Origin of the sequence: Bacteroides mucinivorans (assembly GCF_034654355.2) — a bacterium.
In the GTDB taxonomy this organism is placed as follows: Bacteria; Bacteroidota; Bacteroidia; order Bacteroidales; family Bacteroidaceae; genus Bacteroides; species Bacteroides nordii.
Window position 1 is genome coordinate 5,203,406 of the sequence record NZ_CP178179.1, and the last position, 14,332, is coordinate 5,217,737.

Annotated in this window: 14 protein-coding genes and 2 tRNA genes; 6 read left to right on the forward strand and 10 right to left on the reverse strand. The window is 39.4% G+C overall.

Annotated elements, in window-relative coordinates; translation table 11 throughout:
• Window positions 1-101 precede the first annotated feature (101 nt).
• The 10 genes from VCM39_RS19720 to prmC all read right to left on the reverse strand — a co-directional run bounded on the left by VCM39_RS19720 (window position 102) and on the right by prmC (window position 6,935).
• Entirely contained in the window at window positions 102-1,034 is a 933-nt protein-coding gene (locus VCM39_RS19720) for a DUF3137 domain-containing protein (protein WP_320935843.1), read from the reverse strand.
• 10 nt (window positions 1,035-1,044) lie between these two features.
• Window positions 1,045-1,596, reverse strand: coding sequence for a LemA family protein (locus VCM39_RS19725; RefSeq protein ID WP_323673998.1), 552 nt, complete (start codon window positions 1,594-1,596; stop codon window positions 1,045-1,047).
• Between the two features lie 128 nt (window positions 1,597-1,724).
• Window positions 1,725-1,808: transfer RNA gene (locus tag VCM39_RS19730), tRNA-Leu, on the reverse strand.
• A 14-nt stretch (window positions 1,809-1,822) separates the two neighbouring features.
• A tRNA-Gly gene (locus VCM39_RS19735) sits at window positions 1,823-1,895 on the reverse strand.
• Window positions 1,896-2,412: 517 nt separating this feature from the next.
• Window positions 2,413-2,862, reverse strand: a complete 450-nt coding sequence (locus tag VCM39_RS19740; protein WP_221650264.1) for a hypothetical protein — start codon at window positions 2,860-2,862, stop codon at window positions 2,413-2,415.
• A 20-nt stretch (window positions 2,863-2,882) separates the two neighbouring features.
• The gene (gene argH / locus VCM39_RS19745) at window positions 2,883-4,223 is read right to left on the reverse strand and encodes an argininosuccinate lyase (protein ID WP_221650263.1); all 1,341 of its coding nucleotides are present in this window, start codon (window positions 4,221-4,223) and stop codon (window positions 2,883-2,885) included.
• A 173-nt stretch (window positions 4,224-4,396) separates the two neighbouring features.
• Window positions 4,397-4,807, reverse strand: a complete 411-nt coding sequence (locus tag VCM39_RS19750; protein WP_221650262.1) for an SRPBCC family protein — start codon at window positions 4,805-4,807, stop codon at window positions 4,397-4,399.
• 96 nt (window positions 4,808-4,903) lie between these two features.
• Window positions 4,904-5,542, reverse strand: coding sequence for an orotate phosphoribosyltransferase (gene pyrE / locus VCM39_RS19755; RefSeq protein ID WP_221650261.1), 639 nt, complete (start codon window positions 5,540-5,542; stop codon window positions 4,904-4,906).
• A gap of 80 nt (window positions 5,543-5,622) precedes the next feature.
• A complete protein-coding gene (locus VCM39_RS19760) occupies window positions 5,623-6,102 on the reverse strand; it encodes a regulatory protein RecX (RefSeq protein WP_025868077.1) in 480 nt (159 codons plus the stop codon).
• The gene (gene prmC, locus VCM39_RS19765; RefSeq protein ID WP_221650260.1) at window positions 6,099-6,935 is read right to left on the reverse strand and encodes a peptide chain release factor N(5)-glutamine methyltransferase; all 837 of its coding nucleotides are present in this window, start codon (window positions 6,933-6,935) and stop codon (window positions 6,099-6,101) included. Before prmC ends, VCM39_RS19760 begins: the two co-directional genes overlap by 4 nt.
• Window positions 6,936-6,989: 54 nt before the next feature.
• On the opposite strand from prmC, the gene ribD reads away from it, so the two are divergent.
• The 6 genes from ribD to VCM39_RS19795 all read left to right on the forward strand — a co-directional run bounded on the left by ribD (window position 6,990) and on the right by VCM39_RS19795 (window position 14,301).
• Window positions 6,990-8,030, forward strand: coding sequence for a bifunctional diaminohydroxyphosphoribosylaminopyrimidine deaminase/5-amino-6-(5-phosphoribosylamino)uracil reductase RibD (gene ribD / locus VCM39_RS19770; RefSeq protein WP_221650259.1), 1,041 nt, complete (start codon window positions 6,990-6,992; stop codon window positions 8,028-8,030).
• A 138-nt stretch (window positions 8,031-8,168) separates the two neighbouring features.
• Entirely contained in the window at window positions 8,169-9,575 is a 1,407-nt protein-coding gene (locus tag VCM39_RS19775) for a DUF6242 domain-containing protein (RefSeq protein WP_322933222.1), read from the forward strand.
• Window positions 9,576-9,640: 65 nt separating this feature from the next.
• On the forward strand, window positions 9,641-10,345 hold the full coding sequence (locus tag VCM39_RS19780; protein WP_002558991.1) for a DUF6089 family protein: 705 nt from the start codon (window positions 9,641-9,643) through the stop codon (window positions 10,343-10,345).
• Between the two features lie 5 nt (window positions 10,346-10,350).
• Window positions 10,351-11,085, forward strand: coding sequence for an isoprenyl transferase (locus VCM39_RS19785; RefSeq protein ID WP_221650257.1), 735 nt, complete (start codon window positions 10,351-10,353; stop codon window positions 11,083-11,085).
• Window positions 11,086-11,110: 25 nt separating this feature from the next.
• Window positions 11,111-13,759: an outer membrane protein assembly factor gene (locus VCM39_RS19790; protein WP_289291052.1), complete on the forward strand. Its 2,649-nt coding sequence runs from the start codon at window positions 11,111-11,113 to the stop codon at window positions 13,757-13,759.
• A gap of 26 nt (window positions 13,760-13,785) precedes the next feature.
• A complete protein-coding gene (locus VCM39_RS19795; RefSeq protein ID WP_221650255.1) occupies window positions 13,786-14,301 on the forward strand; it encodes an OmpH family outer membrane protein in 516 nt (171 codons plus the stop codon).
• The last annotated feature ends 31 nt before the right edge of the window (window positions 14,302-14,332 follow it).

Here is a 14,332-nt window from a genome sequence, read left to right on the forward strand (position 1 = left end):
TTATCTGATCTGTGAAAATTTGAGTTAATCTGCGTTTCAACTATTATAGAAAGGTTACAATAATACATTCAGAGAGATGGACCTCTTTTTTTAATAGGCTTCTATTCTTTACTCCAAATACGAGTATTCAGATTGAGATCATCAACAATTGAGATTAGTGCACTAATTGTCTCTATTTCAGCACTGAGAGATTGTATATTAGTAATAGGATTCCATATACTGGCCTCAAAATGATTCTTAGAATCCGGGATAGCAATCAGAATGGTGGAGTCCCGGAAACTAATGGTAACTCCTTGCCCGAATTTACGATCCAGCTCCAGCAAACGCTCCATCATGGAAGGTGTAATAAGATAGCGGGCTTCAACCTGATCGGTAGAGTAAACATCAAATGTATTCTCAAAATCTGGATTTTCCATCTTAACCCTTGACTCCCCAAACCTTAGTTTAAAAAAACAATCCCGAAGAATCGTTGTCTTTCCTTTAAAGTCTTTATGAAAATCGGCCATAAACAGAAACCCTCTGAAAATATTCACATAGTATTGCCGCGTCTGCCCTTTAGCTCCCACCTGCGTCCTTCTTTCTTCGGCACGTACCTCTGCACAAAGAAATTCGGTTTTATCCACATACCCATGAATCAAATCTTCGGTATGATAGCGATCCGGAGCACAAGGGAATAGTCCACAGTTAGAAAACACCTCTTCATTAATCCCCTCATTGGGAGAATATGTGGCATTATCACAAAATGCACCAATCACCCGGGCAATCACTTCGTTTTTATAGTGCAAAGAAAAATCCTTCGATTTACTATTTACACAAGCATAATAGATGAGAGCAGAGACAACTCCAACAAATAATAAAAGGATTACCGGATAGCCGGATAGAATTAATAATATCCCCCCAGCAATAAAAAAGAGAATGCCTCCCCACAATCCCGCTTTATGACCTTGAGATTTAAGTTCCCGGCGTTTATCTTCCAAAGCCTGCAAAACAGAAGGTAATTCCTGCGACAATGATTCAAAGCGTGACTGTCCCATAGTAAGCCCTTTATGAATTAAGTAATTCTTTTACATCAGGAGTAATACGTTCCGATCCCTGAATAGCCCATACCCCTTTACGGTTAAACCCAAAGACACCAGCCAATAAGTTAGATGGGAAGGTCTGCACTGCATTATTATAATCAGTGACACAGGCATTATATGTACGCCTTGCAGCAGCCAGTTGCTCTTCAGTTTCATTAATAGAACGCTGTAATTGCATAAAATTACCAGAAGCCTTTAGTTCCGGATAACTCTCCGCTATTGCCAATAAACCGGTATGGGCATGAGTGAAAATATCGTCCAGATTTGCTTTTTCACTATTTGAAAGAGCAACATAAGATTTGCTCCTCATTTCGGCCAGTTTTGTAAATACTCCCTCCTCATATTTAGCATACTGCCGAACCGTTGCTACCAAATTAGGAATAAGATCATATCTCTTCTTCAACATAACGTCAATCGTAGCAAAAGCATTTTCCGCTTGGTTCTTTTTCCTCACAAGGGAGTTATAAACAACTCCAACAAAAATAATCAGAAGTACAAGAATAATCACTATGACCATAAACTAATAGTAACGGCATCCTTTTGCCGGAATTAAACTCAATTGCCATGAAATAGATTGAATTCCCAATAGTAAAACAAAAAAAGCTCTGTAAATTTCTTACAGAGCTTTTTCACAAAGAACACTCGTACTCGAAGCGGGACTTGAACCCGCACAGCCGCAATGGCCAAAGGATTTTAAGTCCTTCGTGTCTACCATTCCACCATTCGAGCATCCTTTCAAAGAGAGCGGAAAACGAGACTCGAACTCGCGACCCTAACCTTGGCAAGGTTATGCTCTACCAACTGAGCTATTTCCGCGTTTTTTCAACGAGTGCAAAGATACAGAGTTTCCTTGTTTCTGCCAAATATTTTTAAAGGAAAGTTTATAAATGAAAGATACAAAGTTCATCCGGAGGATACGTAGTTATCAAAAAAGTAATTATAGGAATCTTTTAAGAAAGAAGAAAAGCATCAAACAAAAAGCCCGTTTATATGTAATCAATTGATCTACAATGACATATCTCTCTTATTTTAAATATGACCAAAGTGTACACTTTGGCATATGTTAATTGTACACTTCAGTCATACCAAAGTGTACAATCCTGATATGCTAAAGTGTACAATCCTGTAAAACGAAACCGGAGTGTTAAAATTAGAATTAACATCCTTAACAAATTACCTGTTTTTAGGATGAACCTAATACTAAGAGGAGATTAACGTATGAATTATGTATACCTAATCAGTATTAAAGAAGGTACAATCAATTCATTACCCAAAAGCAGTCATACTTTTATATAACAGCAAGAGTTACTGAAAAAAGAGAAATATCCGTTATTTAATTACGAACTTGCAATGTAGTACCGCTCACAATCACATTGTATCGTTTCAGATACTCTTTTCCTTCTCCTTCTACCGGAGCTCCACTGCTACTCAGATTATACTTTGTTTTGCATTTGGGACAGATAGCAGTGCCCAGTCCATCATCCTGTACATCTATTGAAACATTACGACTGGCCTCCACCGGACAGGCTGCATCAAAAGCAGTGTAATCATACCCCTGAGAATAGATAGATTGCCCAATTATCAGACCTGCATATCCAACAGGAATACCGTTTACATTTTTTGCTTTCTTTATAAATTGCCCAGGGATAGCCAATTTAGAATACTCACCCTGTACCAGATCGCACGAGAAATAGAACGAAACATCCGGGATAGTTGATTTATAGGAGTCGTCACAAGCAACGACACCTATAAATAGCAATATGACAAGAAATAATCTACGCATCTATATTCTCCTTTCTTTAATTAACGGGCAAGTAAAGCTTTCTCTGCTTCTTCCATTCCGCGGAAATTAAACTCTTCTACCACCTTCTGCATCAAAGCAGAGATTTCCGCATTGCATAGATTACCAATACTTCCCTCATGCGTATGATGTACCTGTTTGCTATGTGAGAAATTTCCAGCTTCAATATCAAGTCCCACCTTTTTATAAGCATCCCGGAAAGGCATTCCCTCACGAGCCAGACGATTCACCTCTTCCACGCTAAAAATAAACAGATATTTATCATCATCAAGAATATGTTCATTCACCTTGATTTCATTCATAATATAAGTAGTCATCTGCAAGCAGTCCTTCAGTTCCTGGAAAGCAGGCAAAAAGACTTCCTTAATAATCTGAAGATCACGAAAATATCCTGAAGGCAGGTTATTAGCTATCATCATGATTTGTTGTGGAAGTGACTGAAGTTTGTTACACTTGGCACGAGTTAACTCAAAGACATCCGGATTTTTCTTATGTGGCATAATACTGGAACCTGTGGTACAGTCGTCCGGCAACTTCACAAAACCAAAGTTCTGGCTATTGAACATACAAGCATCAAAGGCAAGTTTAGAAATAGTCCCTGCAATAGTAGCAAGTGCAAAGGCAACATTACGTTCCAGCTTACCACGCCCCATCTGGGCATATACCACATTATAATTAAGAGAATCGAAGCCCAACAAACGAGTAGTCATGGTACGATCCAACGGAAAAGAAGAACCATACCCCGCAGCTGAACCTAATGGATTGCGGTTACACATCTTAAAAGCTGCCTGTAGAAAAAGCATATCATCTACCAGGCTTTCGGCATAAGCACCAAACCAAAGTCCAAAAGAAGAAGGCATAGCAATCTGCAAGTGAGTATAACCAGGCATCAACACCTCTTTATATCTTTCACTCTGAAGAATAAGTACATCAAACAGCTGTTCCACTGCTTCGGCCACCTCTTTCAATTGTGTACGGGTAAAAAGTTTTAAATCAAGAAGTACCTGATCATTGCGAGAACGGCCGCTATGTATTTTCTTACCAACATCACCCAAACGCCGGGTCAACATCAACTCTACCTGAGAGTGCACGTCTTCTACTCCATCTTCTATTACGAACTCTCCCCGTTCCGCTTCTGCATAGATATTTTTCAGTTCTGCCAACAACAGAGTCAGCTCCTCTTTTGTCAATAAACCGATGCTTTCGAGCATAGTGATATGAGCCATGGACCCCATCACATCATGTTTAGCAAGATAAAGGTCCATCTCACGATCACGTCCAACAGTGAAACGTTCTATCTCTTTATTTACCTGAACGGATTTCTCCCAAAGTTTCTGTGCCATACTATTTAGTAGTTAGTAGTAAGTAATTAGTAGTCAAGTAGTAAGTAGTCAAGTAGTAAGTAGTGTAGATACTTTTAATAATCAAAGCAAAAGGAGAAAAGAGCAAATGAAACATTTCTACTTAACTACTTACTACTTGACTACTTACTACTTAACCTCTTACTACTACCCCATTAATATTGAATCATTGCCAACATATCCACCATTTTCTCCAATCCTTCCTGAAGCGGTTTCTGCACCATGGCTTTCATAAAAGGATTTAGTTCCATACCGATAGTAACCTTCAGCTTACACTCTTCATCAGTTGTTGCAACAAGCTGAATCCAGAGATTGAAAGGTAGCGGAGAGTTAGTGGTCTCAAACTTAATACATTTACTTGGCTCACGTTCCACAATCTTCAATGTCAACTGCCCAACAGGAGCCACACTGAAACTCAAGGTATCAGAATCAAAACTTATATCCTTCACCTTATCTTCCGGCAAACGATCTTTTAAGGCCTCCAGATTGCTAAGATCGGACAATTTCTCATAAACCCGCTCCTGGCTGTAAGGTATCACTTTTACAGTACTTTCAAATTTAGTCATCTTATTTTCATTCTTATAAAGACAAAAAAAGAACTATCCGAACAAAATCTGTCCGAATGGCTCTCCTTTAAATCCATCTATAATTAAATATCTTTGTTACTTTCCAGCGTCCCAATGTGCAGGGTCTTTACGCCATTCGTTCAAAGTCGCAATATCCGTATCCTCAATATAACCGGTTTGAAGTGCAACTTCAAGTACAGCTTCGTAGTTTGTCAAAGTCACTAAAGGCACTTTTGCATCCTTGAACGCTTTCTCTGCGACAGGGAAACCATACGTATAAGCAGCAATCATACCTATTACTTCACAGCCATCCCGACGAATTGCTTCTACTGCCTTCAAACTACTACCACCGGTGGAAATCAAATCTTCTACAACGACAACCTTCATTCCGGGACGAAGTTCTCCTTCAATTAAGTTTTCTAATCCATGATCTTTCGGGGTAGAACGAACATACACGAACGGAAGATTCAATGCATCAGCCACCAACGCTCCCTGAGGGATCGCTCCTGTAGCAACACCAGCAATGGCATCTACCTGCCCGAATCGTTCTAATATCAGACGAGTGGTTTCAATCTTCACAAAATTACGAAGAGACGGATAGGAAAGAGTTTTACGGTTATCACAGTAAAACGGTGATTTCCATCCGGAAGCCCATGTAAAAGGATTGGCTGGTTGAAGCTTAATCGCTTTAATCTTCAGTAACTTCTCAGCAAATAATCTCTCTAAGTTTTTCATAACTAAACTAACTTGATAATTATAGAGTGCAAAAATACAGAAATAGAACGAAACAAGAAAGAAGATTCCGGTTATTTTTTTTAATCGTCCTGTGCTTCATCATCCGACACCTCTATGCAGCACTTGATATCTTTCATTTCAAAGCCACGACTCATAGCAAAACGAATTAGTTTTCCATTTAATTCGTATTCATCTTTCCCGCGAACACTCTTACGTTTGGAAGCAAGTAAATCACGCAGCACTGCAAGATATTCTTCCTGATCGATCTCATTCAAATGACGCCAAGCCACATCGGACGGTATTTTTTTCATATATAAGCCCTGTCCTATTTTCATCTTTCCCCATTTGGCAAAGCGAAATTTATCACCAATAAAAGCACGGCAATAACGCTCATCATCAATGTATTTTTCAGCTTCGAGACGGGCAAGTATGCGCTCTATGGCATCGTAGGCAATACCCCACTTTTGTAATTTATCACTCACTTCTGCCCGGCAATGTTCTGCGGCAGAGCAATAGGCAGCTACACGGTTTAGCGCCTCTTCTTCGGTCATTGTATTCATTTATGCGTAGTTACAATTCTATCGTTTCCTGATATATCTTTTATAATACAAGGATGACAATACCCTAAATCAGTAAGCATACAGACGATTTCGCAACCGTATGCACGGTTTATTTCAAAGTAAAGTTTTCCTCCGGGGTTCAACAATTGTCTTCCCAACACAGCAATCCGGCGATAAAAGCGTAATGGATCATTATCGGGCACAAACAAGGCAAGCTCCGGTTCCCAATCAAGTACATTAGGCTCCATGTCTACCTTTTCAGATTCGGTCACATAGGGAGGATTACTAACAATAATATCAAAACGTTGCCTAGAATCTGTCTCTGCCAATACATCTTTTCGCTCAAAAGAAACGGCTGAACCCAGAACTTCATTGTTTCGCCGGGCTACAGCAAGTGCTTCTTCCGAAATATCCCAGGCTGTCACTTTAGCTTGTGAAATGGCAAGAGACAAAGAGATAGCAATACACCCACTTCCCGTACCAATATCCAATATCCGGGGAGCATCATTCAAATTCTCTCTAACAACAAGTTCCACTAATTCTTCTGTCTCCGGACGGGGAATAAGTACCCCCGGTGCTACGTAGAAAGAGCGTCCCAGAAAGATTGCCATTTTCCGTATATATTGTATCGGCTCATTTTTTCGTAAACGCTGCAGAATGTTTTCCAGTTCGTACTGTTTGCTTTCGGATAAATTAATATCTTTGCCCAGATAAATGTCGAGTGCATCCATACCCAACAGATCACACCAAATCATCATCGTCAGGCTTTTCAGTTCCTGAGGAGGATAAATATCTTGTAATACCTGACGGATATAAGTAGAAACCCGGTTCATGTCTATCTGTTTTTGGGATGCAAAAGTACAAATATTATAGTAAAAGGCTGAAAAATGGAAGAAGAAAAATACATGCGGCGCTGTATTGAACTGGCACAAAATGGTTTATGTAATGTGTCTCCCAATCCAATGGTAGGAGCTGTAATTGTATGTGACGGGCAAATTATAGGCGAGGGGTATCACATTCGCTGCGGACAGGCACACGCCGAAGTAAATGCAATTCATTCGGTAAAAGACGAGTCTTTGTTAAAACGTTCTACTATTTATGTTAGTCTGGAACCATGCTCCCACTATGGAAAAACACCTCCATGCGCCGATCTTATTATAGAGAAACAGATTCCACGTATCGTTATTGGCTGCCAGGACCCTTTTTCAAAAGTAGCCGGACAAGGAATACAAAAATTACGTAATGCCGGAAGAGAAGTAACTGTAGGAATACTCGAAAATGAATGTCGTCATCTGATACGCAGGTTTATTGTATTCAATACGCTCCACCGTCCTTACATCACCCTCAAATGGGCAGAATCAGTAGATGGATTTATTGACATAAACCGCACAGACGGACAACCGGTAATACTTTCAACTCCACACACTGCCTTGTTAGTACATAAAAAAAGAAGTGAATCGGATGCTATCATGGTAGGTACACACACGGCGCAGCTCGACAATCCTTCATTAACAGTACGCAACTGGTACGGCAAGAATCCGGTACGGGTAGTATTGGACAGAAATCTATCACTTCCCTCTGACCTGCACCTTTTTGATGGTAGTGTTCCGACACTCGTTTTTACATCCCAAAAACATCCGGAACAGAAAAACATAGAATATATCGTACTCGATTATGAAAAAGAATTATTGCCACAGATAATGAACGCCCTCTATCATCGTGGTTTACAATCAATATTAGTAGAAGGAGGTGCACAATTACTCCAATCGTTTATTGATAATAACCTATGGGACGAGGCATTTATAGAAGAAGCCAAGGTTACGTTAGATTCGGGTGTTAAAGCACCTGAAATAAGAAATAAAATTAGTTATTCCGATAAAAAACATTTTGGAGTAAAAATAAAGCACTACACGAACAAAAATGTGTAAATTGGCTCTATTCAGAGGGTTTTCTATCGATAAAAAGCCTGTTATTATCTATAATTTTATATAAAACTTCCCCACAATGTTCTATATCGGAAAAAATGTTCCTATTTTTGCAACTTGTAAATAAACACAATCTTTCAAATGAGAATTAAGTTTTTATCAGTAATTGTGAGTTTCTTGCTTGTGTCATTTGCCATGAGCTCTTGTCTTGGCGATGACGATCCTATTGAGTATAGCCCGAATGCACTTCTACAGGCATTTGAACTTGACAAGGTTTTGGGAGTTAATTATCAATTCACAATTGATCAGCTTACCGGAGAAATATACAATCAGGATTCATTGCCGGTAGGTTCAGATACGATTATTGATAGAATCCTGATAAAGACCATGACAGTAGCAGGTTTTGTTACTATCAGAAACTCAGCAAATACAGAAGACTCCATATTTAATATAGCAGACTCTGTAAATCTGGTAGGAACAGTGGAAAAACCTTTCAGATTTAAAGTATGGGCACCGGACATGGAACATACGAAAGAGTATGCACTATCAGTGCGTGTACATCAGCAACAACCGGATTCTCTGAATTGGGGCAAAGGCCCAATAGGTACTAATTTTGCACCTCAGATAAAAGGTAAACAGAAATCTATCATTTTCAATAACCAGATTTATGTTTATGGACCAAGTTCTTCTTCTGTATACTACACAACCCTATCCTATGGACAACTTGGAACAGATGGAACATGGAATTCAGCCCCAATCAACGGGTTGCCTTCAACAAACCTTACTTCAATCGTAAACTTCAACAGTACACTTTATGCAACAACTATTGCTGATAAGAAGGTATATAGTTCTAATGATGGTATAAATTGGGAAGAAGCACCTGCATTTGGAGATAACACCGTGGTTCTGATTGCTCCAATCGGAAACAGTCTGACAGGAATCAAAACTTTGAACAATGAAGATATGTTCTGTACAACAACAGATGGAAGTAATTGGACCGAAGAAGGTGTTGTTCCAAAAAATTTCCCACGTGATAACATCTCAGTTACGAGCTTTCAAAATATAACCGGTGTACCTAATATTATGATAGTAGGTAATATTCCGGAAGAAAATAAAACGGAGAATGATACAGCAACAGTCGCATGGGGATATATGCAAGGACAGGAATGGGCCGCTTTGGATGACTCCTCATACCCTTGTCCGTTACTAAAAGACCCTTCCATTATGTATTATGGAGGTGCTTTCTATATCTTTGGCAGAGACTTCAAAACTTTCTATAAATCCGAAGCCGGCATTGTATGGAAGGAAGTGACAAGGATGTTTATGTTCCCAACAGATCAAATCATTGAGATTAAAGACGAAGAGGGTAACATACAGACTGAACATAACTATGGTTTTAGAGGTGAAGAATCAGACTACTCAATGGTAGTAGACGAAAATAACTTTATCTGGATTATGCGTAGTTATGACGGAATGCCGGGTGCAATAATACCTAGCGGAGATGTATGGAGAGGTAAATTGAATCGTTTAGGGTTTGCAAGGCAATAAGCGAAATACAATTTTAAAGTTAATCAGCCGTTCTATTAATGGAATAACCAAGTAATAAGACGATTATGGCATTTACTAAAAGAACGCTGATACTATGTATATTGTTACTCTCACTACCGCTTCTCGGTCTGTATGCACAGGACGAAGAAGAATATAAGATGGAATTGGGAGGAGGTTTAGGTGGTAGTTTTTACATGGGTGATGCCAACTACACTACTCCATTTAAGAACATAGGAATAGCCGGAGGGTTCATGGCAAGATATATAATGAACCCACGAATGGCCATAAAGGCAAACTTAATGGCAGGAAGAATATCCGGCAATACGAAGAATTTTAAAAATAAGTATCCCGACAACGGAGAAGCAAGTTTTAAACGTACAATCTTCGATTTAGGGGCACAATTTGAATATAACTTTCTGGGATATGGGACCGGATATGGCTATAGAGGTGAACACAGATTTACTCCTTATATATTAGGAGGAATGGGATTTACCTTTGCCCCGGCACCTGCAGAAGGAGTATTTACCGTAAATTTCCCGGTAGGAATAGGAGTGAAATATAAAATAGCTCCACGAATAAATATCGGATGCGAATTTACGATGCGGTTCAGCTTGAGTGACAAGTTAGACGTTACGAACAAAGAAGGGCTGCAGTTAAATGATCCATATCGGATTAAAGGAAAGGGATGGAAAAACAAAGATAGTTATTCATATACCGTCTTTTTTGTGACATACGACCTTTTCTCCAGATGTAAAGAATGCAACAATTAAAAAAGATGTCCTATAAAGAGCAAATAGATTTTAGCCGGATACCGCAGCATGTAGCGATTATCATGGACGGTAACGGAAGATGGGCCAAGCAACGTGGACGTGAACGTAGCTTTGGACACCAGGCTGGTGCAGAAACTGTACATATTATAGCAGAAGAAGCCGCCAGGTTGGGTATTAAATATCTGACTTTGTACACCTTTTCCACAGAAAACTGGAATCGTCCTTCGGATGAGATAGCGGCACTAATGAGTCTTCTGTTCGATTCTATCGAGGAAGAAACATTTATGAAAAATAACATCAGTTTCCGTATTGTAGGTGATATCGATAAATTGCCCGAAAATGTACGGACACGATTGGATGCTTGTGTAAAACATACTTCACATAACACTGGAATGGCTCTGGTACTGGCTCTCAGTTATTCATCCCGTTGGGAAATAACAGAAGCTGCACGACAAATAGCAATACAAGTTCAAAAAGGGGAATTGGTTCCTGAAGAAATTACTGACCATTGTCTTGAAGCACATCTGACTACTAACTTTATGCCCGATCCGGATTTACTGATCCGTACGGGAGGCGAGATACGGTTAAGCAATTATCTGTTATGGCAGTGTGCTTACTCCGAACTTTATTTCTGTGATACTTTCTGGCCCGATTTTAGGGAGGAAGAATTGAGAAAGGCTATTAGTGACTACCAGAAACGGGAACGTCGCTTCGGCAAAACCAGTGAACAAATCAGTTAACTCAAAACTTATAATTATAACATAAATGCATTATCGTATTTCCTTCATACTCGTAACGTTTATCTGTCTGTTTGGGTTTGCACTGGCAGGCAGGGCACAAGATGCTAACACAGACGAATCTTCCAAACCTGTTATTTTATATTCAGGGACACCCAAAAAATATGAGATAGCCGACATTAAAGTCGAAGGTGTTAAAAACTACGAGGACTATGTACTTATTGGTCTCTCGGGGTTATCGGTAGGTCAATCCATTTCTGTGCCAGGTGATGAGATTACAAGTGCTATCAAGCGCTATTGGCGTCATGGTCTATTTTCGAATGTTAAGATTACAGCCGAAAAAATAGAAGACGGTAAGGTATGGTTGAAAATCAGTTTGACTCAACGTCCCCGTATTTCAGAAATACGTTATCATGGCGTAAAAAAATCAGAACGGCAAGATCTGGAAACAAGACTGGGATTGGTAAAAGGCAGCCAGATTACTCCAAACTTAGTAGACCGTGCTAAAACACTGATCAAACGTTATTTTGATGATAAAGGTTTCAAAAATGCAGAAATTATCATCTCTCAGAAAGACGATATTTCCAATGAGAATCAAGTGATTGTTGACGTAAATATCGATAAGAAAGAAAAAATTAAAGTACACGAAATAACAATCGTAGGTAACAAAGCAATTAAGACCTCGAAGTTGAAGCGTGTAATGAAAAAAACAAATGAGAAGGGTAAATTGCTGAATTTATTCCGTACTAAGAAGTTCATCAACGAGAAATATGAAGAAGACAAGCAACTGATTATAGATAAATATAACGAATTAGGTTACCGTGATGCAGTGATCGTTACTGATAGTGTAACACCCTACGACGACAAGACCGTCAATGTGTATATGGAGATAGATGAAGGAGACAAATATTACCTTCGCAATGTGACTTGGGTGGGAAATACCCTCTATCCATCAGAACAGTTGAATTACCTTCTCCGAATGAAAAAAGGGGATGTATATAATCAGAAGTTATTAAATGAGCGTTTGTCTACTGATGAAGATGCTATTGGTAATCTATATTATAACAATGGTTACCTCTTCTATAATCTTGATCCGGTAGAAATCAACATTGACGGTGACTCTATCGACCTCGAAATGAGAATTTATGAAGGCAGACAGGCTACCATCAATAAGATTAAGATTAACGGTAATGACCGTCTATATGAAAACGTAGTTCGTCGTGAACTTCGTACACGCCCGGGACAATTGTTCAGTCGTGATGACCTGATGCGTTCTATGCGTGAAATACAGCAGATGGGACACTTCGATGCAGAAAATATCCACCCGGATATTCAACCCGATCCGATGAACGGTACGGTTGATATTGCTTACGACCTTGTTTCCAAAGCAAATGACCAGGTAGAATTCTCTGCCGGTTGGGGTCAAACAGGTATTATTGGTAAGTTGAGCCTGAAGTTCACTAACTTCTCATTGGCTAACCTGTTGCACCCGGGAGATAACTACCGCGGTATCCTTCCGCAGGGAGATGGACAAACACTGACCGTCAGCGGACAGACAAATGCAAAATATTATCAGTCATATAGTATTTCATTCTTTGACCCATGGTTTGGAGGCAAGCGCCCCAATTCATTCTCAATATCTGCTTTCTATTCAAGACAAACAGATATTAGTAGCCGCTATTATAATGACAGTTACTATAACAACTACTACAATAGTATGTATAGTGGTTATGGCGGTTATGGTATGTACAATTATGGTAACTACAATAATTACGAAAATTATTATGACCCTGATAAGTCAATCCAAATGTGGGGACTTTCTGTAGGTTGGGGTAAACGCTTGAAATGGCCGGATGACTACTTTACTCTCTCTGCAGAACTGGCATACCAACGTTATATATTGAAAGACTGGCAATATTTCCCGGTAACAAACGGAAAATGTAATAACATCAGTTTAAACCTTACACTGGCTCGTAGTTCTATAGATAACCCATTGTTCCCACGTCAAGGTTCCGAGTTCTCACTGTCGGCACAAATTACACCGCCGTACTCGCTGTTTGACGGAAGAGACTATAAAGGATATTACACTTCTACCGGAAGTATCACTCAGGACAACAGAAATAAACTGTATAACTGGGTTGAATACCATAAATGGAAATTCAAAGCTAAAACTTACACAGCTTTGATGGACTATCAGGCTCATCCGAAATGTCTGGTTCTTATGAGCCGCATTGAATTCGGTTTGTTAGGTCACTATAATAAATATAAGAAATCGCCATTCGAAACGTTTGATGTAGGTGGTGACGGTATGACAGGATATTCAAGTTACGCCACAGAAAGCGTTGCATTACGTGGATACGAAAACAGTTCTTTGACTCCTTATGGTAGAGAAGGTTATGCGTACACTCGCCTGGGCATTGAATTAAGATATCCATTGATGCTGGAAACAAGTACTAATATTTATGTGTTAGGTTTCTTGGAAGCCGGTAATGCATGGAATGATATCAATAAGTTCAATCCGTTTGATTTGAAACGTTCTGCCGGTGTCGGTGTACGTATCTTCCTTCCAATGATTGGTATGATGGGTATCGACTGGGCATACGGTTTCGATAAAGTATTCGGTAGCAGCAGTGCCGGTGGTAGTCATTTCCACTTTGTACTGGGCCAGGAATTCTAAATTGTTTCATTAAAAAACTAAACGTTATGAAGAAGTCTGTTCTATTTATCATGATGCTGTTTACTATTAGTTTAACAGCCAGTGCACAAAAATTTGCTCTGATTGATATGGAATATATCTTGAAGAACATTCCCGCTTACGAGCGCGCTAACGAACAGTTGAACCAGTCCTCTAAAAAATGGCAAAGCGAAGTAGAAGCGCTTGCCCAAGAGGCTCAAACGCTGTATAAGAATTATCAATCGGAAACAGTCTTCCTTTCTGAAGAGCAAAAGACTAAGAAAGAAGAGGAAATTGTAGCTAAAGAGAAGGAGGCAGCCGAACTAAAACGTAAATATTTCGGTCCGGAAGGTGAGCTGTTTAAAAAGAGAGAGAGTTTGATGAAACCCATTCAAGACGAAATATACAATGCAGTGAAGGAACTTGCTGAACAAAAAAGCTATTCTGTTGTAGTAGACAGAGCATCAGCAACAAGTATTATTTTTGCTTCTCCACGTATTGATATAAGTAATGAAGTGCTGGCAAAGTTAGGATATTCAAATTAATTTCATACATTTGCAAGCGATAACCCAAAGT

What these genes read in the sequence shown, in the direction of transcription:
- VCM39_RS19720 (WP_320935843.1), bottom strand. Translation starts at nt 1,034, where the DNA reads ATGGGACAGTCACGCTTTGAATCATTGTCGCAGGAATTACCTTCTGTT.
- VCM39_RS19725 (WP_323673998.1), bottom strand. Translation starts at nt 1,596, where the DNA reads ATGGTCATAGTGATTATTCTTGTACTTCTGATTATTTTTGTTGGAGTT.
- VCM39_RS19740 (WP_221650264.1), bottom strand. Translation starts at nt 2,862, where the DNA reads ATGCGTAGATTATTTCTTGTCATATTGCTATTTATAGGTGTCGTTGCT.
- argH (WP_221650263.1), bottom strand. Translation starts at nt 4,223, where the DNA reads ATGGCACAGAAACTTTGGGAGAAATCCGTTCAGGTAAATAAAGAGATA.
- VCM39_RS19750 (WP_221650262.1), bottom strand. Translation starts at nt 4,807, where the DNA reads ATGACTAAATTTGAAAGTACTGTAAAAGTGATACCTTACAGCCAGGAG.
- pyrE (WP_221650261.1), bottom strand. Translation starts at nt 5,542, where the DNA reads ATGAAAAACTTAGAGAGATTATTTGCTGAGAAGTTACTGAAGATTAAA.
- VCM39_RS19760 (WP_025868077.1), bottom strand. Translation starts at nt 6,102, where the DNA reads ATGAATACAATGACCGAAGAAGAGGCGCTAAACCGTGTAGCTGCCTAT.
- prmC (WP_221650260.1), bottom strand. Translation starts at nt 6,935, where the DNA reads ATGAACCGGGTTTCTACTTATATCCGTCAGGTATTACAAGATATTTAT.
- ribD (WP_221650259.1), top strand. Translation starts at nt 6,990, where the DNA reads ATGGAAGAAGAAAAATACATGCGGCGCTGTATTGAACTGGCACAAAAT.
- VCM39_RS19775 (WP_322933222.1), top strand. Translation starts at nt 8,169, where the DNA reads ATGAGAATTAAGTTTTTATCAGTAATTGTGAGTTTCTTGCTTGTGTCA.
- VCM39_RS19780 (WP_002558991.1), top strand. Translation starts at nt 9,641, where the DNA reads ATGGCATTTACTAAAAGAACGCTGATACTATGTATATTGTTACTCTCA.
- VCM39_RS19785 (WP_221650257.1), top strand. Translation starts at nt 10,351, where the DNA reads ATGTCCTATAAAGAGCAAATAGATTTTAGCCGGATACCGCAGCATGTA.
- VCM39_RS19790 (WP_289291052.1), top strand. Translation starts at nt 11,111, where the DNA reads ATGCATTATCGTATTTCCTTCATACTCGTAACGTTTATCTGTCTGTTT.
- VCM39_RS19795 (WP_221650255.1), top strand. Translation starts at nt 13,786, where the DNA reads ATGAAGAAGTCTGTTCTATTTATCATGATGCTGTTTACTATTAGTTTA.